This is a genomic window from Roseateles agri (assembly GCF_034043675.1).
In the GTDB taxonomy this organism is placed as follows: Bacteria; Pseudomonadota; Gammaproteobacteria; order Burkholderiales; family Burkholderiaceae_C; genus KK5.
In genome coordinates this window covers 315,548-341,456 of record NZ_JAXCLA010000005.1, presented here as the reverse complement: position 1 = coordinate 341,456, position 25,909 = coordinate 315,548, and the positions used below count along the sequence as shown (strand labels likewise).

At 69.3% G+C, this 25,909-nt stretch carries 17 protein-coding genes and 1 riboswitch; of the genes, 6 read left to right on the top strand and 11 right to left on the bottom strand.

Going from position 1 to position 25,909, the window contains the following annotated elements; all coding sequences use genetic code 11:
- The first annotated feature begins 13 nt into the window (after window positions 1-13).
- The gene (locus SNE35_RS17065; RefSeq protein WP_320424130.1) at window positions 14-1,591 is read left to right on the top strand and encodes a DHA2 family efflux MFS transporter permease subunit; all 1,578 of its coding nucleotides are present in this window, start codon (window positions 14-16) and stop codon (window positions 1,589-1,591) included.
- A gap of 150 nt (window positions 1,592-1,741) precedes the next feature.
- On the opposite strand, the gene SNE35_RS17060 is transcribed toward SNE35_RS17065, so the two are convergent.
- The 7 genes from SNE35_RS17060 to SNE35_RS17030 form a co-directional block, all read right to left on the bottom strand.
- On the bottom strand, window positions 1,742-2,797 hold the full coding sequence (locus tag SNE35_RS17060) for a lipocalin-like domain-containing protein (RefSeq protein WP_320424129.1): 1,056 nt from the start codon (window positions 2,795-2,797) through the stop codon (window positions 1,742-1,744).
- The gene (locus SNE35_RS17055; protein ID WP_320424127.1) at window positions 2,797-5,361 is read right to left on the bottom strand and encodes an ABC transporter permease; all 2,565 of its coding nucleotides are present in this window, start codon (window positions 5,359-5,361) and stop codon (window positions 2,797-2,799) included. The genes SNE35_RS17060 and SNE35_RS17055 overlap by 1 nt, the downstream gene beginning before the upstream one ends.
- Before the next feature lie 76 nt (window positions 5,362-5,437).
- Window positions 5,438-6,082: an ABC transporter ATP-binding protein gene (locus tag SNE35_RS17050; protein ID WP_320424126.1), complete on the bottom strand. Its 645-nt coding sequence runs from the start codon at window positions 6,080-6,082 to the stop codon at window positions 5,438-5,440.
- The gene (miaA, locus tag SNE35_RS17045; RefSeq protein ID WP_320424125.1) at window positions 6,079-7,032 is read right to left on the bottom strand and encodes a tRNA (adenosine(37)-N6)-dimethylallyltransferase MiaA; all 954 of its coding nucleotides are present in this window, start codon (window positions 7,030-7,032) and stop codon (window positions 6,079-6,081) included. The genes SNE35_RS17050 and miaA overlap by 4 nt, the downstream gene beginning before the upstream one ends.
- Window positions 6,999-8,363, bottom strand: a complete 1,365-nt coding sequence (locus SNE35_RS17040; protein WP_320424124.1) for a pseudouridine synthase — start codon at window positions 8,361-8,363, stop codon at window positions 6,999-7,001. The genes miaA and SNE35_RS17040 overlap by 34 nt, the downstream gene beginning before the upstream one ends.
- Before the next feature lie 23 nt (window positions 8,364-8,386).
- Window positions 8,387-10,267: a DNA mismatch repair endonuclease MutL gene (gene mutL / locus SNE35_RS17035; protein ID WP_320424123.1), complete on the bottom strand. Its 1,881-nt coding sequence runs from the start codon at window positions 10,265-10,267 to the stop codon at window positions 8,387-8,389.
- Window positions 10,268-10,274: 7 nt separating this feature from the next.
- Entirely contained in the window at window positions 10,275-11,507 is a 1,233-nt protein-coding gene (locus SNE35_RS17030; protein ID WP_320424122.1) for a cystathionine gamma-synthase family protein, read from the bottom strand.
- Between the two features lie 160 nt (window positions 11,508-11,667).
- On the opposite strand from SNE35_RS17030, the gene SNE35_RS17025 reads away from it, so the two are divergent.
- The 4 genes from SNE35_RS17025 (at window position 11,668) to SNE35_RS17010 (ending at window position 20,076) form a co-directional block, all read left to right on the top strand.
- A complete protein-coding gene (locus tag SNE35_RS17025) occupies window positions 11,668-12,333 on the top strand; it encodes a VTT domain-containing protein (RefSeq protein WP_320424120.1) in 666 nt (221 codons plus the stop codon).
- Between the two features lie 32 nt (window positions 12,334-12,365).
- Window positions 12,366-15,716, top strand: coding sequence for a S41 family peptidase (locus SNE35_RS17020; protein WP_320424119.1), 3,351 nt, complete (start codon window positions 12,366-12,368; stop codon window positions 15,714-15,716).
- Window positions 15,717-15,862: 146 nt separating this feature from the next.
- Window positions 15,863-15,960, top strand: a riboswitch (cyclic di-GMP riboswitch).
- 78 nt (window positions 15,961-16,038) lie between these two features.
- Window positions 16,039-18,105 carry a sensor domain-containing diguanylate cyclase gene (locus SNE35_RS17015; protein ID WP_320424118.1) on the top strand — a complete coding sequence of 689 codons (2,067 nt, stop codon included), beginning with the start codon at window positions 16,039-16,041 and terminating at the stop codon, window positions 18,103-18,105.
- A gap of 69 nt (window positions 18,106-18,174) precedes the next feature.
- Window positions 18,175-20,076 carry a M2 family metallopeptidase gene (locus SNE35_RS17010; RefSeq protein ID WP_320424117.1) on the top strand — a complete coding sequence of 634 codons (1,902 nt, stop codon included), beginning with the start codon at window positions 18,175-18,177 and terminating at the stop codon, window positions 20,074-20,076.
- Window positions 20,077-20,689: 613 nt separating this feature from the next.
- Here SNE35_RS17010 and SNE35_RS17005 read toward each other — a convergent pair.
- Complete coding sequence (locus tag SNE35_RS17005; RefSeq protein WP_320424116.1) at window positions 20,690-21,952, bottom strand: M28 family metallopeptidase; 1,263 nt, start codon at window positions 21,950-21,952, stop codon at window positions 20,690-20,692.
- A 330-nt stretch (window positions 21,953-22,282) separates the two neighbouring features.
- On the opposite strand from SNE35_RS17005, the gene SNE35_RS17000 reads away from it, so the two are divergent.
- Window positions 22,283-22,858: an FxDxF family PEP-CTERM protein gene (locus tag SNE35_RS17000; protein WP_320424115.1), complete on the top strand. Its 576-nt coding sequence runs from the start codon at window positions 22,283-22,285 to the stop codon at window positions 22,856-22,858.
- Between the two features lie 71 nt (window positions 22,859-22,929).
- Here the strand turns inward: SNE35_RS17000 and SNE35_RS16995 are convergent, their stop codons facing one another.
- From SNE35_RS16995 to atzF, 3 genes are read right to left on the bottom strand one after another with little or no spacing between them, the layout of a single operon-like run.
- Window positions 22,930-23,625 (bottom strand): GntR family transcriptional regulator, encoded by a 696-nt coding sequence (locus SNE35_RS16995; protein WP_320424114.1) that lies wholly within the window; start codon window positions 23,623-23,625, stop codon window positions 22,930-22,932.
- Window positions 23,626-23,637: 12 nt separating this feature from the next.
- Complete coding sequence (hpxZ, locus tag SNE35_RS16990) at window positions 23,638-24,024, bottom strand: oxalurate catabolism protein HpxZ (protein WP_320424113.1); 387 nt, start codon at window positions 24,022-24,024, stop codon at window positions 23,638-23,640.
- The gene (atzF, locus tag SNE35_RS16985; protein ID WP_320424112.1) at window positions 24,021-25,826 is read right to left on the bottom strand and encodes an allophanate hydrolase; all 1,806 of its coding nucleotides are present in this window, start codon (window positions 25,824-25,826) and stop codon (window positions 24,021-24,023) included. Before atzF ends, hpxZ begins: the two co-directional genes overlap by 4 nt.
- Between the last annotated feature and the right edge of the window lie 83 nt (window positions 25,827-25,909).

Sequence of the window (25,909 nt, the reverse complement as noted above, 5' to 3'; positions counted from 1 at the left end):
GAGGTAATCCGTTATGAGCAAGGACATCAAGGCCGCGCCTTACGTCCCGCCACCGCCGCTGACCGGCTCCGCGCTGGTGCTGGGCACGATCGCGCTGTCGCTGGCGACCTTCATGAACGTGCTCGACTCGTCGATCGCGAACGTGTCGCTGCCCGCGATCGCCGGCGACCTGGGCGTGAGCCCGGTGCAGGGCACCTGGGTCATCACCAGCTTCGGCGTCGCCAACGCCATCTCCGTGCCGCTGACTGGCTGGCTCACGCAGCGCTTCGGCGCCGTGCGCCTGTTCATGGGCAGCATCCTGCTGTTCGTGCTGTCGTCGTGGCTGTGCGGCTTTGCGCACTCGCTGGAAACGCTGGTGCTGTTCCGCGTCCTGCAGGGCCTGGTCGCGGGGCCGATGATCCCGCTGTCGCAGACGCTGCTGCTGGCCAGCTATCCGAAGGAAAAGGCCGGCATGGCGCTCGCGCTATGGGCGATGACGACGCTTGTCGCGCCGGTGGTCGGGCCGCTCCTTGGTGGCTGGATCACCGACAACATCTCCTGGCCGTGGATCTTCTACATCAACGTGCCGGTGGGGCTCATCGCGGCCTTCTTCACCTGGAGCATCTACCGCAAGCGCGACACGCCGGTGAAGAAACTGCCGATCGACTCGGTAGGCCTGGCACTGCTGGTGCTGTGGGTCGGCTCGATGCAGCTGATGCTGGACAAGGGCAAGGAGCTGGACTGGTTCGCGAGCGGCACGATCCAGCTGCTGGCGGCACTGGCCGTGGTCGGTTTCCTGTTCTTCGTGATCTGGGAACTGACGGACAAGCATCCGGTCGTGGATCTGCGCCTGTTCGGCGGGCGCAACTTCTTCTTCGGCGCGATCTCGCTGTCCATCGCCTACGGCCTGTTCTTCGGCAACGTGGTGCTGCTGCCGCTGTGGCTGCAGCAGTGGATGGGCTACACCGCGACGGACGCCGGCCTGGCGCTGGCGCCGGTGGGTGTGCTGGCGATCATCCTGTCGCCGATCGCCGGCAAGAACGTGTCGAAGTGGGACCCGCGCGTGATGGCCAGCTTCGCCTTCGTGATGTTCGCCATCGTGCTGTGGATGCGCTCGAACTTCACGACCGGCACCGACCTCGTGTCCATCATGATCCCGACGGTGCTGCAAGGCGGCGCGATGGCCTTCTTCTTCATCCCGCTGACCACGCTGACCCTGTCGGGCATCGAACCGCACCGCATTCCCGCGGCCGCGGGCCTGTCGAACTTCGTGCGGATCACCGCCGGCGCGATGGGCACCTCGATCTCGACGACGATCTGGGAGAACCGCGCGGCGCTGCACCATGCCCACCTGACCGAGACGCTGAGCCTGGGCAACCCGATCCTGAACGAGACGTCCTCGATGCTGACCTCGGGCGGCTTCAGCGCCGACCAGGCCCTGGCCCAGATCAACCGGCTCACCGACCAGCAGGCCTTCACCCGCGCCGCAGACGACATCTTCTACGGCTCCGCCGCGATGTTCCTGCTGCTGATCGTGATGATCTGGTTCACGAGGCGGCCGCCGAGGATGGCAGGCGGCGCCGCGCCGGCCGATGCGGGTGGCGCACATTGATGAGGCAAGCCTCTGCGTAGGTTGGAGTGAACGCAGTGAACTCCAACGTCTGGTGGCCTGGCGCCTTGTTGGAGTTCGCGTTGCTCACTCCAGCCTACGGATGAGCCCGGGCGGTGGCCTGTACCGCTCGGCATCTCCGCTTCAAGCGCTTCAGGGAATTTCCGCCATCCGGCCTGCATAGCCTGTCAGCTCCAGATACCCCGCGCCCAGGCGCCGGCCATCGGCGGCCAGCAGCTCGGCCGCGCCTTCCCAGTAGCGGAAGCCGGTGCTGGCGTGGGCATCGACTTCCTGGGCGTCCATCAGCGCGCGCAGTTGCAAGGTGCCCAGTGGGGTCTGCAGCGTCCAGTCGAGCGGGTAGTCGGCGCCGCTGGCGGGGCTGTGCCAGCGGCGTGTGGGGGTCATCGTCAGCTGTTCGGGCGTGAAGTTGTCGGTGCGGCCGTCGGGGCGGCGCCAGCTGCCGCCGGCCCAGAGCTGCGAGCCGTCGGCGCGGCGCAGGCGGAAGACGGTCAGGGCGCCGCCGTCGTCGAGGTTGATGCCGGCCCAGTCCCAGCCGACGGCCTGTTCGCCGAGGAATTCGTCGCTCCATTCGTGGTCCAGCCAGGAGCGGCCCTGCAGTGTCTCGTCGCGGCCGTTGAGCGTCACGCGGGCACCGGTGCTCAACTGCGGCTCGCTGTAGTAGTGGCTGTACTGCGCCGGGCCCTTGCGTGACCAGCCGCGATCGCCCTGCAGCAGCGGCGGCTGGGTCGTGCGCAGTTGCAGGGACAGGGCGAACTTCGGACTGCTGAAGCGGGCTTCGTAGCCGCCGTCGTGGCGCTGCAGCGACCAGTCGCGGATGTGGACGGCGGTATCCGCCTCGCCGGCCTCGGCCAGTCCGAAGCCGCTGCGGGCGATGCGCTGCTCGTGCAGCAGCCGGCCGCCGGCGAGATCGCTCAGCGCGGCATGGGCCAGCAGCAGCTGTCGTGCGGCGAAGCGGCTCGGATGATCGGCCGGGGCCGGGCCCTTCAGGCGGAAGAAGGTCAGCTGGTAGCCGTAGCGCGGGCGTCCGTCGGCGCCGTCGAGGATGCCGGTCAGGTACCACCACTCAAGACCTGACCCCGGATGCGAGCCAAAGTCTCGCGGGAACACCATGCCTGGCTGCGCGCGCACGGCAGCCGGCAGCGCGGACAGCAGCGCGCAGGACAGCAACCGTCGTCGCGTAATCGGCATCACCAATCCTCCCTGACGGCCCGCACCGCGTCGCCGAGACCCGCGCGGCGCGCGGCCGCCAGGGTCGCCAGCACGCCGGCACCGAACATCGCGGCCAGCAGGGTGGCGAGCCGCGCCAGCGGCAGGCTCATGTCCATGCTCCAGTGGAAGCTCTGCGGGTTGACGATGAAGACCAGCACGGCGGCAAGGCCCAGGCCCAGCGCCAGCCCCGCGAGCGCGCCGACGCCGCTGAGCACGGCGGCCTCCAGCGCGAGCAGCCGCATCACGCCGCCGCGCGTGAAGCCCAGGTGCAGCAGCAGGCCGAACTCCTTGCGCCGCGCCAGCACCTGGGCCGACTGGCTGGCCGCGATGCCGAACAGCCCGATCGCCAGCGCCACCGCCTGCAGCCAGTGGGTGACGGCGAAGCTGCGGTCGAAGATGCGCAGCGATAGGCCACGCAGATCGTCGGCGGCCGCGAATTCAAGGTCCTGCGGCTGCGGCAGCGTGGCCTTCAGCCGCGCGACGCCGTCGGCGGGCGTGAGTCCGCCGGCCAGCCAGACGTAGAGCTCGGTGACGTGCACGTCGCCACCGGCGCGGCGGTAGTCGCCCAGCGGCAGCATCAGGGCCGGGCTCTGTCGCGCATAGTCGCGCCAGACCGCTCGCACATGGGCCGCTATCGGCGCGCCGTCGGCCGCCAGACGCAGCGTCAGGGCCTGCCCCGGCTTGAGCGACAGCGCGTCGCGCATCGCCTCGTTGACGTAGACCGGCACGCCCGGGCCTTCCGCGAGCGCGGAAGCCTTGGGCAGCCGCGCCTCGTCGATGCCTTCGCGCGCCAGCATCGCCACCGGCTCGGCCGCGCCGTCGACGACGATGTTGCCGCTGCGCTGCTGCGTCATGCGCTTGATGAGGTCGGGCGCCGCGTCGTGCAGCGCCGCGAGCGTCGCCGGGGGTAGCGGCGCGCCTTGTGCGGGACCGGGGCTCGACGAGACCCGCAGGCTGGAGCGCAGGTAGAGATCGGCCGGGAGCATCTGCGTCAGCCAGTGGTCCAGCGAGTCGCGGAAGCTGCCCACCATCACCAGCATCGCCACCGACAGGCTCAGCGCCACCAGCACGCCGGCCAGCGCGCGGCTCGCCTCGCCTGCCTGATCGCGGGCGCGCTCGCGGGCGAGCAACAGCAGCGGTGAGTCGTGCACCGCGGCCAGCGTGCCGACGGCCAGCTTCAGCAGCGCCGGCACGCAGGCGATGCCACCGAGCAGCAGGCACAACATGCCGGCATAGGCGCCCAGCGGCACATCGGGCAAGGTGGCCCAGGGCGGCAGCAGCGCCAGCGCCACGCCCAGCACCAGCAACGCCGGGCCCAGCGCGGCCGGCATGCGGGCCTGCAGCCGGTCGCCGCCCAGGCCCTTCAGCACCTGCGCGGCGGCCATGCGGCGTACTGCCAGCGCCGGCAATGCCGCGCTGGCGAGGCTCACCGCCAGGCCCAGTGCGGCGAACACGGCGGCGGCCGGAAGCTGATCCATGCCCCAGCTCAGCGTGGCCGGTGGCGCGGAGCCCCCGCCATTCAAGCCCAGGTCCGCACCCAGCAGGCGCAGGCCCAGCCCGGCCAGGCCCCAGCCGAGCAGCAGGCCGAGCGCGCTGCCCAGCAGGCCTAGCAGCAGGCCCTCGGACAGCACCAGCGCCGCCCGCTCTCGCGCTGTCATGCCCAGCACACCCAGCAGCGCGAGCTGCGGCAGGCGCTGCGCGACCGACAGTGACATCACCGCGAAGACCAGGAAGCTGCCGGTGAACATCGCCATCAGCGACAGCACGCCGAGGTTGACGCGGTAAGCGCGTGTCACGTCGGACAGGCGCGCGTTCTCGTCCGGCGGCGGGGCGGCGGTGCTGCCCGGCGGCAGCTTGGCACCGGCGAGCCAGCGCTGCGGCGCCAGGCCGGGCTCCAGGCGGAGGTCGATCCGGTCGACGTGACCGAGCTTGCCGAGCAGTTGCTGGGCGGCGGCGATGTCCAGCACGGCGAGCGGGCCGCCGGGGGCTGCATTGGCTCCGGCGGTGCGGAAGTCGAGACTGTGCGGCGCGCCGTCGTCGGCCGCGGAGGCCCGCAGAGTCAGGACTTGCCCCTCGGCCAGTGCCAGTCGACGCCGCGCCGCCTCGTTCAGCGAGACGCGTTGCGGATCGAGCAGAGCCAGCGGGCTGCCTCCTTGTGTGGGCAGCAGCTCCGGGCTCAGCGGGCCGGACTGCAGCGCGTCCCAACCGATCACACGCAGCGAGAAGCGCTCGCCCTTCGCGTCGACTGCCTGCGCCACACCTTCGACCACGGGCGCGGCCAGGGCCACGCCAGACAGCGCCGCGGCTTGCGCATAGGCCTGCTCGGGCAGAGGGCCATCCGCGCTACCGCGCAGCACGAGATCGGGCTTGCCGTTCAGCGTGGCGGCCGCGCTGCCGAACTCGGCCAGCGCGCGGGTGTTCAGCAGGTGCACTGCATAGCCCAGCGCCACGCCCAGCGCGATCGCCAGCAGCGCCAGCAATTGCCGGCCGGCCTGGTGCTTCAGGGCCGGCCAGGACAGCTTGGCGAGCCACTGCAAGTTCATCGCAGGACTCCCGCCGGGCCGCCCCAAGGGAGGCCTCCGCCCCCTCGGGGGGCAGCGAGCGAAGTGAGCGTGGGGGTCACCTCAATCCCTGCTCGCCGAGCTGAAGGCAGCGATCGGCGCGTGCCGCGGCGCGTTCGGAGTGGGTGACCAGCAGGCAGGCCGAGCCCTGCTCTCGGGTCTGTGCCAGCAGCAGGTCCAGCACCTGTTGCGCGTGGCGGGGGTCGAGGTTGCCGGTGGGTTCGTCGGCCAGCACCAGCAGCGGCCGGTGTACTAGCGCCCGCGCGATGGCCACGCGCTGCAACTGGCCGCCGGAGAGCTGGCGCGGCATCCGTGCGCCGAGGTCCCCCAGCCCGACCGCATCGAGCATCTGCGCGACGCGAGCCGCGTCCGGCCGCTTCAGCAGCAGCAGGGGCAGCCCGACGTTGTCGGCCACGTTGAGGTGCGGCAGCACGTGGAAGGCCTGGAACACGAAGCCGAGCTTCTCGCGGCGCAGGCGGGCGCGTCCGCCTTCGTCCAGCGCGGTGAGATCCTGGCCGCCGATGCGCACGCGGCCGGCGTCGGGCTCGTCCAGCCCGGCCAGGCAGTTCAGCAAGGTGGACTTGCCGGCCCCCGATTCACCCAGCAGCGCCACCAGTTCGCCGGCGGCCAGCGACAGGTCCACGTTCTCGAATACCGGCGTCGCGCCGTAGCGCTTGGCGAGCCCCGTCGCTTCGAGAATCATGGGGTCGACAGGATCCGCTGCAATGCGGCCAGCAGGGCAGGCTGCGCCTGGGGATCGTCGCAGGCGATCACCTGGCGCTGCGGCATGCTGCGCAACCAGGTGATCTGCCGCTTGGCGAGCTGGCGCGTGGCGGCTATGCCGCGCTCGGGGAGGCTGGCGAAATCACCGCTGTCCAGCGCCTCCCAGACCTGGCGGTAGCCGACGCAGCGCATCGACGGCAGCTCCAGGCTCAGGTCGCCGCGCGCGCGCAGCGCCTTTACCTCGTCGACCAGGCCGGCCTCCAGCATCTGCTCGAAGCGCAGCGCGAGCCGCTCGTGCAGCCAGCCGCGTTCGTTTGGTTCCAGCGACAGCAGCGGCCAGTCCACACCCTCGCTGCGCTGCTGGTGCAACTCGCTCATCGGCCGGCCGGCCAGCGTGCAGACCTCCAGCGCGCGCTGGATGCGCTGCGAGTCGTTCGGCGCCAGGCGGGCGGCGGTCACGGGATCACGTCTTGCCAGCTCGGCATGCAGGGCCGGCCAGCCCTGTTCGGCGGCTCGGGCGTCGATCTCAGCCCGCAGCGCCTCGTCGGCCTGCGGCATGTCGGACAGGCCGTCGAACAGCGCCTTGAAATAAAGCATCGTGCCGCCCACCAGCAGGGGCAGCTTGCCTCGGGCAAGGATCTCGTCGGCCAGTGTCCTCGCGGCGCGCACGAACTCCGCTGCCGAGTAGGCCTCGGTCGGCTCGATGATGTCGATCAGGTGATGCGGCACGGCCGCCAGCTCGGCCTTGCTCGGCTTGGCCGTGCCGATGTCCATGCCGCGGTACACCAGCGCCGAGTCCACGCTGATGATTTCCACCGGCAGCAGTTCAGCTGCAGCCAGCGCCGCAGCCGTCTTGCCGCTGCCGGTCGGGCCGGCGATGCAGATGGGACGGAAGTTCAGAACTTTTCCCAGGGCGCGAGAAAGCGCCATTGGCCGGCGGGCAGGTGGCCCAGGTTGATGCGGCCGATGCGCACGCGCTTCAGGCCGACGACCTTCAGGCCGACCAGTTCGCACATGCGCCGGATCTGGCGCTTGCGGCCCTCGCGCAGCACGAAGCGCAACTGGTCGTCGTTGATCCAGCTCACCTTGGCGGGCTTCAACTGCACGTCGTCGAGCACCAAGCCGTGATTGAGCAGGGCCAGGTCTTGCGCGGGGAAGCGCTGCATCGGCGCGCCTTCGCCGGCGTATTCGACGCGGACCAGGTATTCCTTCTCGACCTTCGAGTCTTCGCCGATCAGGGTTCGGGCGACCCGGCCGTCCTGCGTCAGCACAAGCATGCCGGTGGAGTCGATGTCCAGTCGGCCGGCAGGCGCCAGGCCGCGCGCATGGCCGATGTGGAACTTGATGCCCGAGGCATCGTCCTTCCACTGGTTGCCGCTCTTGACCAGCACCGAAGCCGGCTCGTAGCCGTCCTCGGCCTGGCCGGAGACGTAACCGATCGGCTTGTGCAGCAGGATGGTGACCTGCTGGGCCTGCTGCCGGAAGGCCAGCGGATCGATCTCGATCTTCACGTCCGGCCCCACGCGCTGGCCCAGCACGGCCATCTTGCCGTCGACCCGGACCCAGCCGGCGCCGATCCATTCGTCGGCCTCGCGCCGCGAGGCCATGCCCAGCGCGGTCATCCGCTTGGACAGGCGGTCGCCTTCGGCGCGGGCATCGTGGTGGACGGCGAAATCGTCGTCGTCATCGTCGTCGTGGTCATGCACCGGACGCTGCTGTTGCTGCTGCGCGCGGCGGGCATAGGGCTGCGTCTGATAGGCCTGCTGCGGAGGGCCGGAGCGCTGCGGTGCAGGCGCGGGCGGGCGCGTGCTGGCGCGGCGCTGGTCCTGGCGGGGCGCGGGCCGGGCATCCGGCGCCCACTCCTGGCGCGGAGCCGGGCGGGCGTCCTGGCGAGGCTGCTGCCGCGGATCGCGGTGTGGCTCCTGGCGCGGGTCGGCCGGGCGGCGCGGCCGGTTGTCGTCGGCGCGCTGGAAGCTGCCACCCTGGCGCGGCGGGCCATCGCGGCGTTCGTCGCGGCGTGCATCGCCGCGATCGCCGGCGGGCCGCGGCGTCGGCCGGCCATAACGCTCGAAACGATCGGCTTCCGCAGCGCGGCGCTTCTCGAATTCGGCCTGCTTGCGCTCGCGTTCCTCCTGCGCGGCGGCCAGCGTCTGGCGCGGGCGCGAGACGCCTTTGCCGCGCAGCGGCGCGCGGCGTTCCTCGCCGGGGGCGGCCTTCTTCGCGGCGGCTGCCGGCTTCTTGTTCAGTTTCAGTGTGGCCATGATGGCTCCGTGGAATCGTTGGGTCAGCGCCCGCGCAGGAAGAGGGCGTCGAGCTCGCGCATCGTCAGCTGGCGCCAGGTGGGGCGGCCGTGGTTGCACTGGTCGGCGCGCTCGGTGCGCTCCATGTCGCGCAGCAGGCCGTTCATTTCATCGAGCGTCAGTTGCCGGTTGGCGCGCACGGCGCCGTGGCAGGCCATCGTGGCGAGGATCTCGTGCTGGGCGCGCTCGATCGCTTGGCTGGCGTCGAACTGGCCCAGCTCGGCCAGCACGCCGCGCGTCAGCTCGATCACGTCACCGCCGGCCAGCAGGGCCGGACGCGCGCGCACGGCCAGCACCTTGGCCGACAGCGGCGCCACGTCCAGGCCCAGCTTCATCAGCGTCTCGTGCTGCGCCTCGGCCGTGGCGATCTCGGCCGGCGTGGCGGCAAAGGTGATCGGGATCAGCAGCGGTTGCGACTCGATCTGCCGCTCGCCCAGGCTGGCCTTCAGCCGCTCGTAGACGACGCGTTCGTGCGCCGCATGCATGTCCACGATGATCAGACCCTGAGCGTTCTCGGCCAGCACGTAGACGCCCTGGATCTGCGCGATCGCACGGCCCAGCGGCCAGTCGTGCGCGGGAAGTTCCTGGCGGGGTGCGAGCGCGGGCTCGGGCGCTGCGGGGGCAGGTCTTGCCGGCATGTCCTTGCCGTACAGCGTCGCCACCTCGGCCAGGCCCAGCGAACTCTGCGTGTTGGTCTTCCAGCTGGGCAGGGTGGCGCCGTTGCCGTAGCTCGGCCGCGGCTCGGCGGCGAACCAGGCGGGCGGGTTGCCGGCCGAGGGGCGGGTGAGGACGCCGGGCACCTCGATCTGCTGGCTGACCGGCAATTGGGCGACGGCCACGGCCTCCGCCGAGCGCGATTGCGCCAGCGCATCCTGCACCGCATAGCGCACCCGCTGGTGCATCTCGCGGCCATCGCGGAAGCGCACCTCGATCTTGGTGGGGTGCACGTTGACGTCGACCCGGTCCGGCGCGATCTCGATGAACAGCACGTAGCTCGGCTGGCGGTGGCCGTGCAGCACGTCCTCGTAGGCGGAGCGGATGCCGTGGGCGATCAGCTTGTCGCGCACGAAGCGGCCGTTGACGTAGACGTACTGCATGTCGGCACGGCTGCGGGCCGCCTCGGGCAGGCCGGCGCGGCCGTAGCAGCGCAGCGGGCCGTTCTCGGCGAACAGCGTGCGGCTCTCGGTGAAGAAGTCTTCGCCGAGCACGTCCTTGATCCGCTGCTCGGACGTGGCGGCCCGCCACTGCTCGACCAGCTTGCCCTCGTGCCAGACCGAGAAGCCGACGTCCGGCCGCGCCAGCGCATGGCGGCGCACCGATTCCAGGCAATGGGCCAGCTCGGTCGCGTCGGTCTTCAGGAACTTGCGCCGGGCCGGCGTGCTGAAAAACAGCTCGCGCACCTCGACGCTGGTGCCGCGCGCACGGGCGGCCGGGCTCAGCTCGCCGGAGCGCGCGTCGAGCCGGTGCGCATGGGCCGCACCCTCGCTGCGGCTCACCACGGCCATTTCCGAGACCGAGGCGATGGCGGCCAGCGCCTCACCGCGAAAGCCCATCGTCGACACCGACTCCAGCTCGTGCAGCGAGCGGATCTTGCTGGTCGCATGGCGCTTCAGCGCCAGCGGCAGTTCCTCGGCCGGGATGCCCATGCCGTCGTCCTCGACGACGACCGCCCGCACGCCCCCGGCCATCAGCTTCACCTGCACCTGCGTGGCGCCCGCGTCCAGCGCGTTGTCCACCAGCTCGCGCACGACGGAGGCCGGGCGCTCCACCACTTCACCGGCGGCGATCTGGCTGATCAGTTCATCGGGGAGTTCGCGGATGGCGCGGCGTTGTTCAACGTTGGCGCTGGCGGAAGAGGAATCCATCTGCGGATTATCCCGCCAGCGCCTGCCCGAAGTCCGCGATCAGGTCTTCCGTTTCCTCGATGCCGATCGAGACACGCACCAGGCCATCGGCGATGCCCATCTCGGCGCGCACTGCGGCGCCGGCTTCCCAGAAGATCGTCGGGGCGACCGGGATGATCAGCGTGCGCGTGTCGCCCATGCCGGTGGCCTTGACGGGGATGCGCAGCCGGTTGAGCACGGCGTTCATCGTCGACGGGTCCTTCAGCTCGAAGGACAGCAGCCAGGAGGCGGCGCGGAACCACTGCTTGGCCTTGGCATGCTGCGGATGGGTTTCCAGGCCGGGGTAGTGGACGGCGGCGACGGCCGGATGCGCCGCCAGGAACTGCGCCAGCGCCATCGCCGTCTCGCTGGTCTGGCGCACGCGCAGGCTCATCGTCTCGGCGCCCAGGGCGATCTGGTTGGCCTGCTCGGAGGAGAGCGAGCCGCCCATGTCGCGCAGACCCTTCTTGCGGATCTGCTGCAGGCCCCACTGCGCGGCATCGCCCTTGCGGTAGTTCTCGAAGATGTTCGGATAGGCGGACCAGTCGAACTCGCCGGTGTCCGTCACCGAGCCGCCCAGCGCGCCGCCGTGGCCGCTGATCGTCTTGGACAGCGAGTTCATCACGAGCCCCGCGCCCACCGCCTTCGGCTGGAACAGCGCTGGCGAGGTGACCGTGTTGTCGACGACGTAGAGCAGGCCCTTGTCGCGGCAGAGCTGGCCGATGGCCGCCATGTCGGGGATCTGCGTGCCGGGGTTGGCGACGGTCTCGACGAAGACCATGCGCGTGTTCGGCTTGATGGCCGCGGCGACGTTCTCGACCGCGCAGGCGTCCACCATGTCGATCTCGATGCCCAGGTTACGCAAGGTGCCGAACACGCTGTTGGTGTTGCCGAAGACGTAGCGGCTGGACACGATGTGATCGCCGGCCTTCAGGAGCGTCAGGAAGATCGCGCACAGCGCGGCCATGCCGGACGAGAAGACGATGGTGCCGCGGCCGCCTTCCAGCTGCGTCAGCTTGGCCTCGAGCGCGGCCGTCGTCGGCGTGCCCTGGCGGGCATAGTTGAAGCCGCCCTTGACGGTGCCCTGGAACACACCGATCAGGTCTTCCACGCGCTCGAAGCCGTACTGCGTGCTGGGGTGGATGGGCTTGTGCAGGCCGCCGTGCTCGACGTTGCTGCGGCGGTCGGCGTGGACGAGGCGGGTGGTGATGTTTTCGGTCATTGAAGTCATCCGTTACGTATTGCTCGGCGGGTTTGGGGCCGAGCGCCGGGCCGCCCCAAGCCGGCCCTGTCCCCTCGGGGGACCGACCAGGCGTGCCCGCGTTCAGCGTGGCGCGACTGGGCGAGGGGCATGTGCATTCTCGCCGCCATAATCCGCGGCCATGGAAATCCTCGCCGTACTGATTGACTTCGTTCTCCACGTCGACCGTCACCTCGAGGCCTTCGTTGCGGCCTACGGTGCGTGGATCTATGCGCTGCTGTTCCTGATCATCTTCATCGAGACCGGCGTCGTCGTGATGCCCTTCCTGCCGGGCGATTCGCTGCTGTTCATCGTCGGGGCGATGTGCGGCACCGGCCTGCTGGACTTCAAGGTGGCCGTGCCGCTGATGTGCGTGGCGGCGATCGCCGGCAACCAGAGCAACTACACGATCGGTCGCTTCTTCGGCCCCAAGGTCTTCCAGTGGGAGCAGTCGCGCTTCTTCAACAAGAAGGCCTTCATGCAGGCGCACGAGTTCTACGAGAAGTACGGCGGCGTCACCATCGTGATCGCGCGCTTCATGCCCTTCGTGCGGACTTTCGCGCCCTTCGTGGCCGGCGTTGCGCAGATGACGCGCGCCAAGTTCACGCTGTACGACGTCGGCGGCGGCTTGCTGTGGGTCGTCGGCGTGACGAGCCTGGGCTTCGCCTTCGGCAACGTGCCCTGGGTGCGCCAGCACCTGGAGATCATCATCTGGGCGACGATCTTCATCCCGGGCCTGATCGCGATCTACGGCGGCTGGAAGGCCGGCCGCAAGAAGAAAAACGAGCAACAACACCCCGGCGCATAACGCCGACTTTCGACGTCACTACAAGGGACACCATGAGTCAACGATTCCGCTGGGCCGCCACGGCCCTGGCCGCCGCCTTGCTTGCCGGCCCCGCGCTGGCCGCTGAACCGGCGCCGCTGCTGCGCCAGCCGAGCCTGTCGAAGGACCGCATCGCCTTCGTCTACGGCGGCGACATCTGGGTCAGTGACCGCGATGGCCGCAATCCGCGCCCGCTGACCAGCGCCGCCGCGGCCGAGTGGGCGCCGCATTTCTCGCCGGACGGCCAGTGGATCGCGTTCTCCGCCGCGTTCGACGGCAATACCGACGTCTACGTGATCCCGGCGGCCGGCGGGCAGCCGCGCCGCCTCACCTGGCATCCGGGCGCGGACCTGGTCAACGGCTGGAGCGCCGATGGCAAGCGCGTGCTGTTCAGCTCGGCGCGCGAGGTGGCGAACAGCCGCAGCCGCCAGCTGTGGGAGGTGCCGCTTGCCGGCGGCGCCGAGGCCAAGGTGATGGACGCCGTCGTCTTCGCCGGCGAGTGGTCGCCGGACGGCAAGCGCATCGCCTACCAGAACTACCTGCCGGCCTATTCGGGCGCGTCCGGCTGGCGCCAGCATCGGGGAGGCTCGACGCCGGCCATCTGGATCGTCGATCCGGCGACGAAGACCTGGGAGAAGCTGCCCCACGTCAACGCCAACGACATCAACCCGATCTGGTCGGGTCCGGACGAGGTGATCTTCGTCTCCGACCGGGCCGACGACACGGCCAACCTGTTCGCCTACTCGACCAAGACGAAAGCGCTGCGCCAGCTGACGCATGAGAAGGTCTGGGACGTGCACAGCGCGGCAGTGCAGGGCGGTACGGTGGTCTATGAAGCGGGCGGGCGGCTGAAGGAGCTGAAACTGGCCGACGGCAGCGTGCGCGAGCTGGACATCCAGCCGAGCGCACCGGCCCCGCAGGCGCGGCCGCAGTGGAAGGACGCGAGCCGCACGATCACCTCCGCCGAGCTGTCGGCGACGGGCAAGCGCGTGCTGGTCAGCGCGCGCGGCGACGTGTTCACCGTGCCGGTCAAGGACGGCTCGACCCGCAACCTGACGGCCAGCTCCGGCGTCCGCGAGAAGGACGCGCTGTGGAGCCCGGACGGCCAGACGGTCGCCTACATCGCCGACGCCGGCAGCGGCACCGCACTGCATCACCAACTGGTGATCCGCGGCCAGGACGGCATGGACGCCAAGCTGCCGGCGCGCCGCTTCGACCTGGGCGCCGACGGCTACTTCACCCTGCTGGCCTGGGCACCGGACGGCCACCGCCTGGCCCTGCAGGACAACCACCTGAACCTCTATGTGATCGAACCCGGCGCGAAGGACGGCAAGGGCGAGCTGAAGCGCGTGGCGACGAGCCAGATGCGCGGCCGCTTCGACGTGTCCTTCTCGCCGGACGGCCGCTGGCTGGCCTACACGACGGTCGGTGCCAACTACTTTGGCCAGGTGCGCATGCAGGACCTGCTGAGCGGCCACGACATCGCGGTCAGCGATGGCCTGAGCCAGGCCGGCAATCCGGTCTTCGCCACCAAGGACGACAGCGACTACCTGTTCTTCACCTCCTCGATCAACTCCGGCACGCAGCAGGCGGGGCTGGACATGTCTTCGCAGGAGCGCTCGCTGCGCAGCGGCATCTTCGTCGCCGTGCTGAACGCCGACGGCAAGTCCCCGCTGCAGCCCAAGGCCGGCGACGAGGAAACGAAGACCGAGCAGAAGACCGAGGAAAAGAAGAAGGAAGACGCCAAGGACAAGCAGGAGAAGCCCGCCACGGCCGCCAAGCCCCCGCGCGCCCTGCGCGTGGACGAGGCGGGCCTGCAGCAGCGTATCGTCGGCCTGCCGGTGGCCGAGCGCAATTACGACTCGCTGGCCGTGGCCGCCGATGGCGCGCTGTTCTACCTGGAACACCAGCAGCCTGGCATCAGCCAGGAGCCGCCCGATGCCGACACCGGCGACGAGGCCGAGCTGTACCGCTTCGACTTCGAGGACAAGAAGGCCAAGTCGCTGAAGGCGGGCCTGCGCGACTACGGCCTCAGCGCCGACGGCAAGGTGCTGCTGCTGCGCTACGGCGGCGGCCGGCTGGAAACGGCCGAGGCCAAGGACAAGCTGGACGCCAAGGCGGTGGACCTGTCGGGCCTGCGCACCTTGGTCGATCCGCGCCAGGAATGGCAGCAGATCTTCGACGAGACCTGGCGCATGGAGAAGGAGTACTTCTACGACCCGAAGCTGCACGGCCTCGACTGGGCCGGCATCTACAAGCGCTACCAGCCGCTGGTGGCGGGCGTGCAGCGCCGCGAAGACCTGAACGAGCTGCTGGTGGAGATGATCGGCGAGCTGCAGGTGGGCCACAACCGCGTCGGCGGCGGCGACGTGTACTCGGAACCGAGCGCCAAGGTGGGCCTGCTGGGCGCCGACTTCGCCGTCGAGCATGGCCGCTACCGGCTGAAGACCATCTACGGCGGCGACCGCTGGAACCCGTTCCTGAAGGCGCCGCTGGCACTGCCGGGCCAGGCCGCCAAGGTGGGCGAATACCTGCTGGCCGTCAACGGCCGCGAGCTCGATGCCGCGCGCGGCAATCTCTACACGCTGCTGGACGGCACGGTCGGCAAGCAGGTGGTGCTGACCCTGGCGCAGGACGCCGAGGGCAAGGCCGGCCGGCGCGACATCACGGTGGAGCCGGTGGCCAGCGAGGCCGGCCTGCGCCGCTGGGCCTGGATTGAGCACAACCGCCAGTACGTGGACAAGGCCAGCGGCGGCAAGATCGCCTACGTCTACCTGCCCGACACGGCGGACGAGGGCTTCCAGCACTTCAACCGCATGTTCTTCGCCCAGGTGGACAAGGCCGGCCTGATCGTCGACGACCGCCGCAACAGCGGCGGCCAGGCGGCGAACTATGTGACCGACGTGCTGAGCCGCCCCTACCTCGCCAGCTGGAAGGACCGCGACGGCCTCGTGCAGGACACGCCGGCCGGCGCGATCTACGGCCCCAAGGCGATGCTGATCGACCAGGACGCCGGCTCCGGCGGCGACTTCCTGCCCTACGCGTTCAAGCGCCTGAAGCTCGGGCCCTTGGTCGGCAAGCGGACCTGGGGCGGCCTGATCGGCATCTCGGCCAACCCGTCGCTGATCGACGGCGGCACGCTGGTCGTGCCCTTTTTCCGCTTCTTCACGCCGGACGGGCAGTGGCGTGTCGAGAACGAAGGCGTGGCGCCGGACCTCGAGGTCGATCTGGATCCGCTGGCTGTCAACGAGGGCCGCGACACGCAGCTCGATGCGGCCATCGCAGCGGTGCAGTCGCAGCTGAAGGACTGGAAGCCGATCCAGCTGAAGAAGGCGCCGCCGGTGCCCACGCAGGTCGGCAAGTAAGCCCGCCTGTCGAGGCGGTTTGTGCGCTGGACGCCCCGCATGGGGCGCCTCTTGTGCAATCCATCACACCTTGACCGGTGCGCCGGTAATAACCCGTAAGAGGAAGGGCACGCGGAGCGATACGCCCCCTAGACTCGATCCCAACATCAACAACAAGGCACTCCCGCGCGAAAGCCGGGTTCGCAAAGTCACCGGTCTAAAGCTTGCCGCCTCCGCGGCGGGCCATGACAGAGGGACTGCCAGTAGCCCCGGCCCGCGCCGGTGGCCTGCTGCGATGGGCGAGCCGGTTATACGCAGACGAGGGCGGGAGCGAAGTACCGCGATGACTGCAAGCTACAACGTCTGGCTGGTCCTGCTGTCCTACCTGGTGGCCTCGTTCGCCGCGTACACGACGCTGGGGCTCGCGGCCCGGGTCAACCGCCCCGATGGCGGCCTGGCCCGCGGCTGGATGGCCGCCGGCGCAGTGGCGATGGGCATCGGCATCTGGGCGATGCACTTCATCGGCATGCTGGCGCTGCACCTGCCGGTGCATCTTTCCTACGACGTGGCGGTGACGCTGGTTTCGATCCTCCCGGCCATCGGCGCCTCGGCCGTTGCGCTGGCGCTGATGCGGCGTGCGCGGGTGGGTCTTGCCCTGCACCTGGCCTGCGCGCTGGCGATGGGGCTGGGCATTGCCGCGATGCACTACACCGGCATGGCCGCGGTGCGCATGCAGCCGGACTACAGCTACGACCCGGTGTGGGTCGCGGTCTCGGTGCTGGTGGGCGTGGCGGCCTCGTTCGCGGCGCTGTCGATTTCGCTGCGCGCCCGGGCTGAACCGACGGCGGCGTCCACGCCGCTGCGCTCGCGCGGCGCGGCCTCACTGGTGATGGGCCTGGCGATCGTCGCGATGCACTACAGCGGCATGCGCGCCACCCATTTCGTCGAGGGCAGCGTGTGCGTCTCGCCGCCGCTGGGCGTAGATCCGATCTGGCTGGCGCTGATGGTGGGCGTGGGTAGCTGCCTGCTGTTGTTGGCGATGCTGGCCGCGGCGACGCTGGACCTGCGGCGCCTGGAGCGCAAGCGCCAGGTCGACGCCGACATGCTGGTCCGCGCGACCGAGCTGGCCGCGGAGATGAACGCCGACGCGATCTCCAGCGAGGCGCACAAGCGCGCGATCGTCGAGTCCTCGCTGGACGGCATCATCACGATCGACCGGCTCGGCCGGGTGATCGAATTCAACGCGGCGGCCGAAGTGATCTTCGGCTACCGGCGCGACCAGGTGCTGGGCTGGCCGCTGTCGGAATGCATCATCCCGCCGGCGCTGCGCGAGCGGCACGAACGGGGCTTTGCGCGCGTGCTGGCCGGCGGCCCGTCGATGCTGCTGGGCCGCCGCATCGAGATCGGTGCGATGCGCCGCAACGGCGAGGAGTTCCCGATCGAGCTGGCGCTGACGAGCACGCCGATCGGCGGCGAGCCGGCCTTCACCGCCCACCTGCGCGACCTGACCGAGCGCCGCGCGGCCGAGCAGTCGCTGCGGCTGCGCGGCCTGGCGCTGGATTCGGTGGACAACGGCATCTGCATCGTCGACAGCCGCGGCGCGATCGAATACATGAACCCCGCCTTCGAGGCAATCTGCGGCTGGCCCGCCGAGGCGCTGCTGGGCGTGAGCTACAGCCGCCTGTTCCGCTTGCCGGACGGCCGCGAGGGGGTGCCACGTGCGCTGCGCGTCAGCGTGGCGCGCGGCGGCCTGCCGCTGACGCGCCTGCACCACGTGCGCCCCGACGGCCGCGAGCTGTGGTGCGATGTGGTCGTCAAGGTGCTGCGCGGCGAGTCCGGCCAGGTCACGCACAGCGTGGCCGTGGTCAGCGACGTCACCGAGGCGGTGCTGCACGAGCAGCAGCTCAATCGCCTGGCCAACTTCGACTCGCTGACGGGCCTGGCCAACCGCGCGCATTTCCGCCGCCTGCTCGACCAGCGCCTGGGCCGCGAACGGCCGATGAGCCTGCTGTTCGTGGACATGGACGGCTTCAAGCAGATCAACGACACCTTCGGCCACCACGTGGGCGACGAATTGCTGTCGGTGCTGGGCCAGCGCCTGAAGGCCTGCATGCGCGATGGTGACCTCGTCGCGCGCCTGGGTGGCGACGAGTTCGTGATGCTGATCGAGGCACGCGGCACCACGCTCGACGTGATGGAGGCGGCCGTCATCGACCGCGTGCGCGCCAGCCTGGCGCAGCCGATCCACGCCCGCGACGAACTGCTGATGGCCCGCTGCAGCATCGGCATCAGCCGCTTCCCGGAGGACGGCCTGGACGCCGACACCCTGCTGCGCGCGGCCGACCACGCGATGTACCGGGCCAAGCGCTCAGGGCGGACGAACGAGGACGAGCAGGTTACGGTCTGGTGACTTGAATGACTTGAGTCAGGGGCCGACGGCGGCGCTATCCTCGCGACCTTTCCCAAGAGGAGACCCCCAATGCGCCACATCCCGTCGCTGCTGTTCGCAGCCGCCGTGCTGGCCTGCGCGAGCCATTCGCAGGCCGCCGGCAAGCCGCCCACCGTCGCCGAAGCCCAGGCCTTCATGGACAAGGCCGAGGCCGAGCTGAGCGAGCTGTCCGTCGAAGGCAACCATGCCGGCTGGCTGCAGCAGACCTACATCAACGAGGACTCGGCTTACGTCTCCTCGAAGGTGCAGGAACGTGCGGGCCTGCGGGCCAACGAGCTGGTGATCGCCGCACGCCGCTTCGACAAGCTCAAGCTGCCGCCGGCGCTGGCGCGCAAGTTCATGCTGCTCAAGCTCAACGGCACGCCCACCGACCCGAAGCTGGTGGCCGAGCTGACGCAGACGGCGGTGGCGCTGGACGGCATGTACGGCAAGGGCAAGTACTGCCTGAAGGACGGTACTTGCCTGGGCATCGAGGAGATCGAGGTGCGCATGGCCAAGTCGCGCGATCCGCAGGAGCTGCTGGACCTGTGGACCGGCTGGCACCGCATCTCCCCGCCGATGCGCGACAAGTACGCGCGCCTGGTGGAGCTGTCCAACCAGGGCGCCCGGGAGTTCGGTTTCAAGGACACCGGTGAGCTCTGGCGCTCGGGCTACGACATGACGCCGGCCGCCTTCTCGGCCCAGCTCGAAGCCACCTGGCAGCAGCTGCAGCCGCTGTACAAGGAACTGCACGCCTACGTTCGCAACCGCCTGGTGCAGAAGTACGGCGCCGCGGCGCAGCGTGCCGACGGCATGATCCCGGCCCACCTGCTCGGCAACCCCTGGGCGCAGGAGTGGGGCAATGTGTATGACGTGGTGCAGCCGACCGACCCCAAGCTCGCCGCCGCGCCGACGATCGATCTGGAAGCCGCGCTGAAGAAGCAGATCGCCGCCCAGCATCCGGAAGCCGCGCTTGCGTTCTCGAACAAGGGTGATGCCAGCAGCAATGCGGCCACCGCCGCCGCGCTGGCCGCGGGCAAGGCGATGGCGGCCTATGGCGACCGCTTCTACACCTCGATGGGCCTGCCGCCGCTGCCCGAGACCTTCTGGCAGCGCTCGCAGTTCGTCAAGCCGCGCGACCGTGACGCCGTCTGCCATGCCAGCGCCTGGGACCTCGACAACGAGGACGACCTGCGCGTGAAGATGTGCATCAACGTCGATGCCGACAACTTCGTCACCGTCCACCACGAAGAGGGCCACAACATGTACCAGCGGGCCTACAAGGCCCAGCCCTACATGTTCCGCAACGGCGCCGACGACGGCTTCCATGAGGCGATCGGCGACTCGGTGGCCCTGGCCATCACGCCCGACTACCTGAAGACCATCGGCCTGATCGACACCATCCCGCCCGCCGAAGCCGACATCCCGCTGCAGCTCCGCACGGCGCTCGACAAGGTCGCCTTCCTGCCCTTCGGCCTCCTGATCGACAAGTGGCGCTGGCAGGTCTTCTCCGGCCAGGTGAAACCCGCCGACTACAACAAGGCCTGGTGGGCGCTGCGCGAGCAGTACCAGGGCGTGGCGCCGCCGGTGGAACGCAGCGAGGCGGACTTCGATCCGGGTGCGAAGTACCACATCCCGGGGAACGTGCCGTATGCCCGCTATTACCTGGCGCGGCTCTATCAGTTCCAGTTCTACAAGGCGATGTGCGAGGCCAGCGGCTACAAGGGCCCGCTGAACCGTTGCACCTTCTACGGCAGCAAGGCGGCGGGAGACAAGCTGCAGGCCATGCTGGCGGCGGGGCAGTCGCAGCCGGCGCAGGTGACGCTGAAGGCGATGACGGGCACCGACCATCTGGATGCGGGGCCGATGCTGGAGTACTTCAAGCCGCTGTATGACTGGTTGAAGCAGCAGAATGCTGCGAGCAAGTCGGTGCCGGGGTGGACTGTGCAGTGATGTGCTGAGTTGGTCGTTCGCCGTGGTGCCGGGACTCGCCCCGGCGGGCGACTCACTTTCTTGGGCGCCCAAGAAAGTAAGCAAAGAAACCGCCCCTGCTGCGCCGCCCTCCCGTTGGTCGGGTTCCCTGCGATGCTCGGAGCCCGAGGCCGCGCCCGAACTCGCTGCGCTACGCTCCGCTCGGACAGCCGGCGCGAGTCAGTCTTTTGAAGCGTGCTTCGCACGCGCCTCTGGCCCCTGCGCTTCTCGGCGGTGCAGAAGGGGAACACGACACGGCTCGCTGCGCATCGCCTTGGCGAGGCGCCCCTGAAGGCGATGCGGAGCGAGCCGATTCGGCTGACCCCTTGTGGCTTCGCCGAGGAGCGCAGTGGCTTGGGACCGTGAGCGCAGCGAACCTCGTGAACTGACTCGCGCCGCATGTCTGAACGAAGCGTAGCGGAGTGAGTTCGGCGCGGGGCCCAAGTCGCGAGCACCGCAGGGCACCCGCAGCGAAGCGGAGGGCGAAGACAGTAGGGGCGCCTTCTTTGGTTCCTTTCTTGGGCGCCCAAGAAAGGAACTCGCCCGCCGGGGCGAGACCCGGCACCGTGGCAAAAGACAAACGGTAGCTATCCAGTTACTTAACAGCAGCGCCAACCAGCAACGCAACCGCCGACAACGTCGTCTGCGCCGCATTCAACCCCAACAAAAAATCCTTGTCTGAGTAAGTCGAATACAGATCCGTCGGCTGATGCCAATGCGGATTCCACCCCGCACCGATCTGCTGCCCCCGCTCGTTCTCGCGCAAGGAGATCGATGGCACCCAGTCCATGAACGGCGTCGAATCCGTGTTGGTCATGTGGAAGCCCACCGCCGCCGGATAGTTCGTCGCGTACTTGTCGTTGGCCGAGCGGAAGTGCCAGGCCAGCTTCTGCGCCTCGTCCGCGAACTTGGACGTCGCCTGGAACTCGATGTTGACGTCGGCCTCGGCGCGCTGCTCCTTGGGCAGCACGTAGACGGGCTGGCCCTTCGCATCCAGCACCGGCTTGCCGGCGGCGTCGAGCTGGGGCACCGGCATGCCGTGGTCGAACATCATCATGTCGTGCTGGATCATGCCCAGCCACTTGGGCTCCGGGTACTTGCCCGAGCCCTTGGGCTCTTCGATGCCCTGCAGCAGCCGGCGCTGCTCGACGTAGGCGGCGGCGCCGTTGAGGCCGGTCTCCTCGTTGTTCCAGAGCACGAAGCGGATCGAGCGGTCGGTCTCGACGCCGGGCATGCTGAAGATGCGCGCCAGCTCCATCACCAGCGCGGTGCCGGAGCCGTCGTCGTTGGCGGCCTCGCCCCAGCCGATGCCGTCCATGTGGGCGGAGACGATGTACATCTCTTCCGGATGGGTCTTGCCGACCTTGGTGCACCAGACGTTCTCGCGCTGCGAGGTGCCGACCGGGGTGGGTTCCTCGTTGAGCTTGCGCAGGCGCTCGTCGGGCTGGGCCATGGCATCGGTGTTGACGCCGGTGTGTGCCACCTTGCCGAACAGCGTGCTGCCGCCCTGGCCGGCCGGGCCGCCGGCGCGCGCCGGGTCGGGCTTGCGCGTGCCGTAGGCGCGCTTCTCGGGCTCCGTGTACAGGTACTGCATCCGCTCGGTGTTCGTGCAGCCGTAGGACTTGAGCTGCGCCTCAATCCAGTCGAGCGCCTTCCTGTTGCGCTCGGTGCCCTGGCGGCGGTCGCCGAACTGGGTCAGGCCCTTGATCGTGGCCTTGTACTTGTCGAGTTGCAGCTGACCGACGAGGGTGGAGACGGGGTCAGCCGCCGTCTGCCCGTGGGCCAGGCCGCTGAGCAGGAGCAGCGACAGCGATGCGATCGGCAGGGCGAGATGACGTCGAACTTGAGCGTTAGGCATGGTCGGATGGATGAGGGAAGGCGCGCGGATTGTCTGACAGCGATGCGAAAAATCGACACTGGGGCGATCGAGAAAGCGGAGTGTTGCGAGCAGGTCAGTCGCCGGCGTGGTGCGCCGGCACACGGTTTGTGCGCAGGCCGTACGAAAGGGCTGACCGCTTCAACGCTTGTCGCCGTCTTGTCGGGGTTTCCACCATGAAATTCACCTAGTCATGCTCAAGTCAGGTGCGAAGTTGTTGAAATCAGCCGATAACGGTTCAAGCACCTGGAAACCCAATTGCACACTGGTGTTTTCTCTTCCCCTCGATCAGGCGGGTTGTGAGGAGTGCTCGTGGCAAACAACATCGGGCCTTCACAAATCTTCTTCTGTGAATTCGTCACACAACCGGAGCCGAGGAAATCCATGATGCTGAAGAAAACATTCATTCAATTGGCCGCTTGCCTGGCACTCGCGCAAACCGCCGTCGTGGCGCACGCCGACACCTTCCAATTCACGGTCACCGGTGACTACAGCGCCAGCTGGCAGATCGATTCGTCCGTTGAGCCGGCTGGCTACGGCATCGGCTCTGGTCTTGTTTACCAGGATGTCGACGGTTTCCCGGATGCCTACTTTGGCGTGGCTGACGTCTACTTCTATAACGACGCCATCGGCGGGGGCCTGGAGCTCGACGACTACTACGGCGGCGTCACCCTGCTGTCCACTGACGGCCCGCAGCTGTACACGGGTTCCGAAGACGCGCCGGTCTTCAAGGTGGGTACCTTTGCGTTGACCGAATACCAAGGCAGCGGCACCTACTCGCTGACCATCACCAACCTCAGCGCCGTTCCGGAACCCGCCACCATCGCCATGCTGCTGGGCGGCCTGGGCCTCGTGGGCTTCACCGCACGCCGTCGCCAGCCGAAGTAAGCGACCGGCTTTCACGGAAAAGACAGGGTTGACGATCCCCGCGATGCCGATGGCGTCGCGGGGATTTTTTGTTATGGAGCGCCGCGCCGCGCGCGGTGCAGCGCTTCCAGCGTGATGTGCCGCACCTCCAGCTTGCTCTGCTCGATGTGGGCGCGCAGCAGGCGCTGCGCTTCATCGGCGCGACGGCGCAGGATGGCGCGCAGGATGCGCGCGTGCTCGTCGTAGGTGGCGGCGACGCGGGCGGGCTTGGTGAAGTCCAGCCGGCGCACGATGCGGATGCGGTCGGTCAGGCCCTGGTGGACGCGGGTCATCTCGCGGTTGCCGGCACCGGCAACCAGTTCGGCATGGAAGTTCTCGTCCATCGTGCCGACCCCGACCGGATCGCTCAGCCGCTGCTCCACGGGCACCATCCAGGCGTCGACCAGCGCCTGCAGCTCGGCGCTGCGCGACTCCTGGCCTGCCAGCAGTTGGGCAGCGTGGCACTCGATCAGCATGCGCAGGTCGTAAAGCTCGTCGATCACATCGAAGTCCAGCGGCGCGACCTGCCAGCCCAGCTTCGGGAACACCTGCAGGAAACCCTCGCGCGCCAGCCTTTGCAGCGCCTGGCGCAGCGGCGTGCGGCTGAGCTGCAGCTTCTGGGCGATGTCGGTCTCGGAGAAGCGGTCGCCCGGCATCAAGGTGAAGTCGAAGATCATCGCCTTGACCTGCGCGTAGGCCTGGCCCGCCAGTGAGGCGGCCTCTTGCAGGTCGTGGGGGAGCGCGCTCATGCGGCGATTGTGTCAGCCACCGAAGGGGATCATGCTCACGTGCGCCGCGACGATACGCCAGCCGCACTGCGGCAGCCGCACCCAGGTCTGTGTCTGGAAGCCCCGCAGCGGCGTATCGCTGCGCACGAACTCGACCTGCGCCACGGCGGTGTCCGGGCCGAAGACGCTGATGCGCAGGTTCTCCAGCCGGCGCGTGAAATCGGGCGGCGGCGTGGCCGCACGGAAAGCGCGCATTTCGTCGATGCCGAGCTGCCGGTCGGCGATGCCATAACGCGTCAAACGAGCGTCATCCCAGAAGAAGCCGGTGAGCGCCTCAACGTCGTTGCTCATCAGCGCCGTCTCGTAGGCATGGAAGAGGGTGGTGACTTCGGCGAGCACCGCGGGATCATCGAGTGTCATGGCTTGAGCGAGGCAATGTAGGAACGCCAGCCGCCGTACCGGCTGATGTCGGGGGCGCCGACGAGGGCGGCCGGCTCGCAGATGAAGCCTTTGACGCAGCGGCCGTCGGCCAGCTCGACCGTGCCCAGGCCCAGCGGCGCCGGGATCAGTGCCAGGAAGCGGCCGACCTCGTGAAGTGGCATCTCGTAGACCTCCAGCTCGATCGAATGGCCCCCTTTGCCGTCTTCGCCGTCCGGCAGGCGGGCCAGGCCGGGTTTGGGCGGCACGGTGCCGGGAAGCGCATGCAGCCGGTAGTGGGCCGCCGTGCGTGTGCGCTCGACCAGCTGGCAGCCACGCTCGACCAACTGGCCATGCAGCGGCATGCCCGACAGATGCGCGCCGACGACGGCGATCTGCATCGTCGGCGCCGCCACGGGCGCCTGCTGCAGGGTCAGGTCTTGCGCGCGGCGCGGCCGCAGGCGGGCGCCCAGCGGCAGCTCCTCGTGCGCGGCCTCCCATTCCAGGCCCCAGCGCAGCAGCGCCGCGTCGGCGCCCGGCGGGGCGACGAAGGTCACGCCGAAGGGCAGGCCTTGCGGCGTGATGCTGCCCGGCAGCGCCAGCGCCGACAGGCCCAGCAGGTTGACGAAATTCGTGTAGCGGCCCAGCTCGCTGTTGCGCTGGATCGGCTGCTCCTGCACGGCCGCGCGGGTCGGGCAGGTCGTGGCAGTGGGCAGCATCATGAAATCGATGCGCTCCCACAGCGGCGCGATCTGTCGGCGCAACTGCTCCAGCCGGTAGCGGGCCGCGAACGCGTCGGCGGCAGAGAACGCATTGGCCGCCTCGATGACCTCGCGCACCGTCGGGTCCAGTTGCTCGGGCTGGCGCTCGATCATCTGCGCGACGATCGCGTAGCGCTCCGCCACCCAGGGGCCGTGGTACAGCAGCCGCGCCACCGCGTCGAAGGGCGCCATGTCGATCGGCTCCAGCAGCACGCCGCGGCTGGCCAGCCGGGCGCGCGCTTCGTCGAAGGCGGCGGCATAGCCGATGGTCTCGTCGCAGCCGGGGTCCATCGGCACGCCGACGCGTAGCGGCCGCCCCTCGGTGCCCAGCCAGGGCAGCTGCGGCGGGTGCCGCTGGAAGCAGGGTTCGCCGGATGCGCCTTCGATCTGCGACATCACGAGGCCGGCGTCCGATGCCGTCAGCGCGAACACCGAGACCACGTCCAGCGTCCGGCAGGCCGGCAGCACGCCATGCATCGGCACGCTGCCGGGCGTGGGCTTCAGGCCGGCGATGTTGTTGAAGCCGGCCGGCACGCGGCCCGAGCCGGCCGTGTCGGTGCCCAGCGCGAAGGGCACGAGGCCGCGCGCCACGACCGAGGCCGAGCCCGAGCTGGAGCCGCCCGAAACATAGGCTGGATCGAAGCTGTTCGGCACCTCGCCGTAGGGCGAGCGCGTGCCGACGAGGCCGGTGGCGAACTGGTCCAGGTTGGTCTTGCCGACGAGGATCGCGCCGGCCGCCTGCAGGCGCCGCACGACGGTGGCGCTGCGCGTGGCGCGGTGCGCGAAGGCCGGGCAGGCGGCGGTGGTGACGAGGCCGTCCACGTCGATGTTGTCCTTGACGGCGAAGGGCACGCCCCACAGCGGCAGCTCGTGCGGGGCGATGCCGTCCAGCCGCGCGATCTGTGCCTCGATGAAGGCGGGCTCGCAGCGCAGCAGCCAGGCGGTGTCGTCCGGCGCGAAGGAGGCAGCAAGCCGCCCGATCAGCTCAGGTGGCGATGCCCCATCCTCGCGATAGGCCCGTTGCCAATCCGAAATCGTATACAAGGGTGCCCCTCGCCCGGCGTGTACGCCGGTCGGTCCCCCAAGGGGACGCGAGCTTGCTTGGGGCGGCCCGGCGCTGCGCTCAG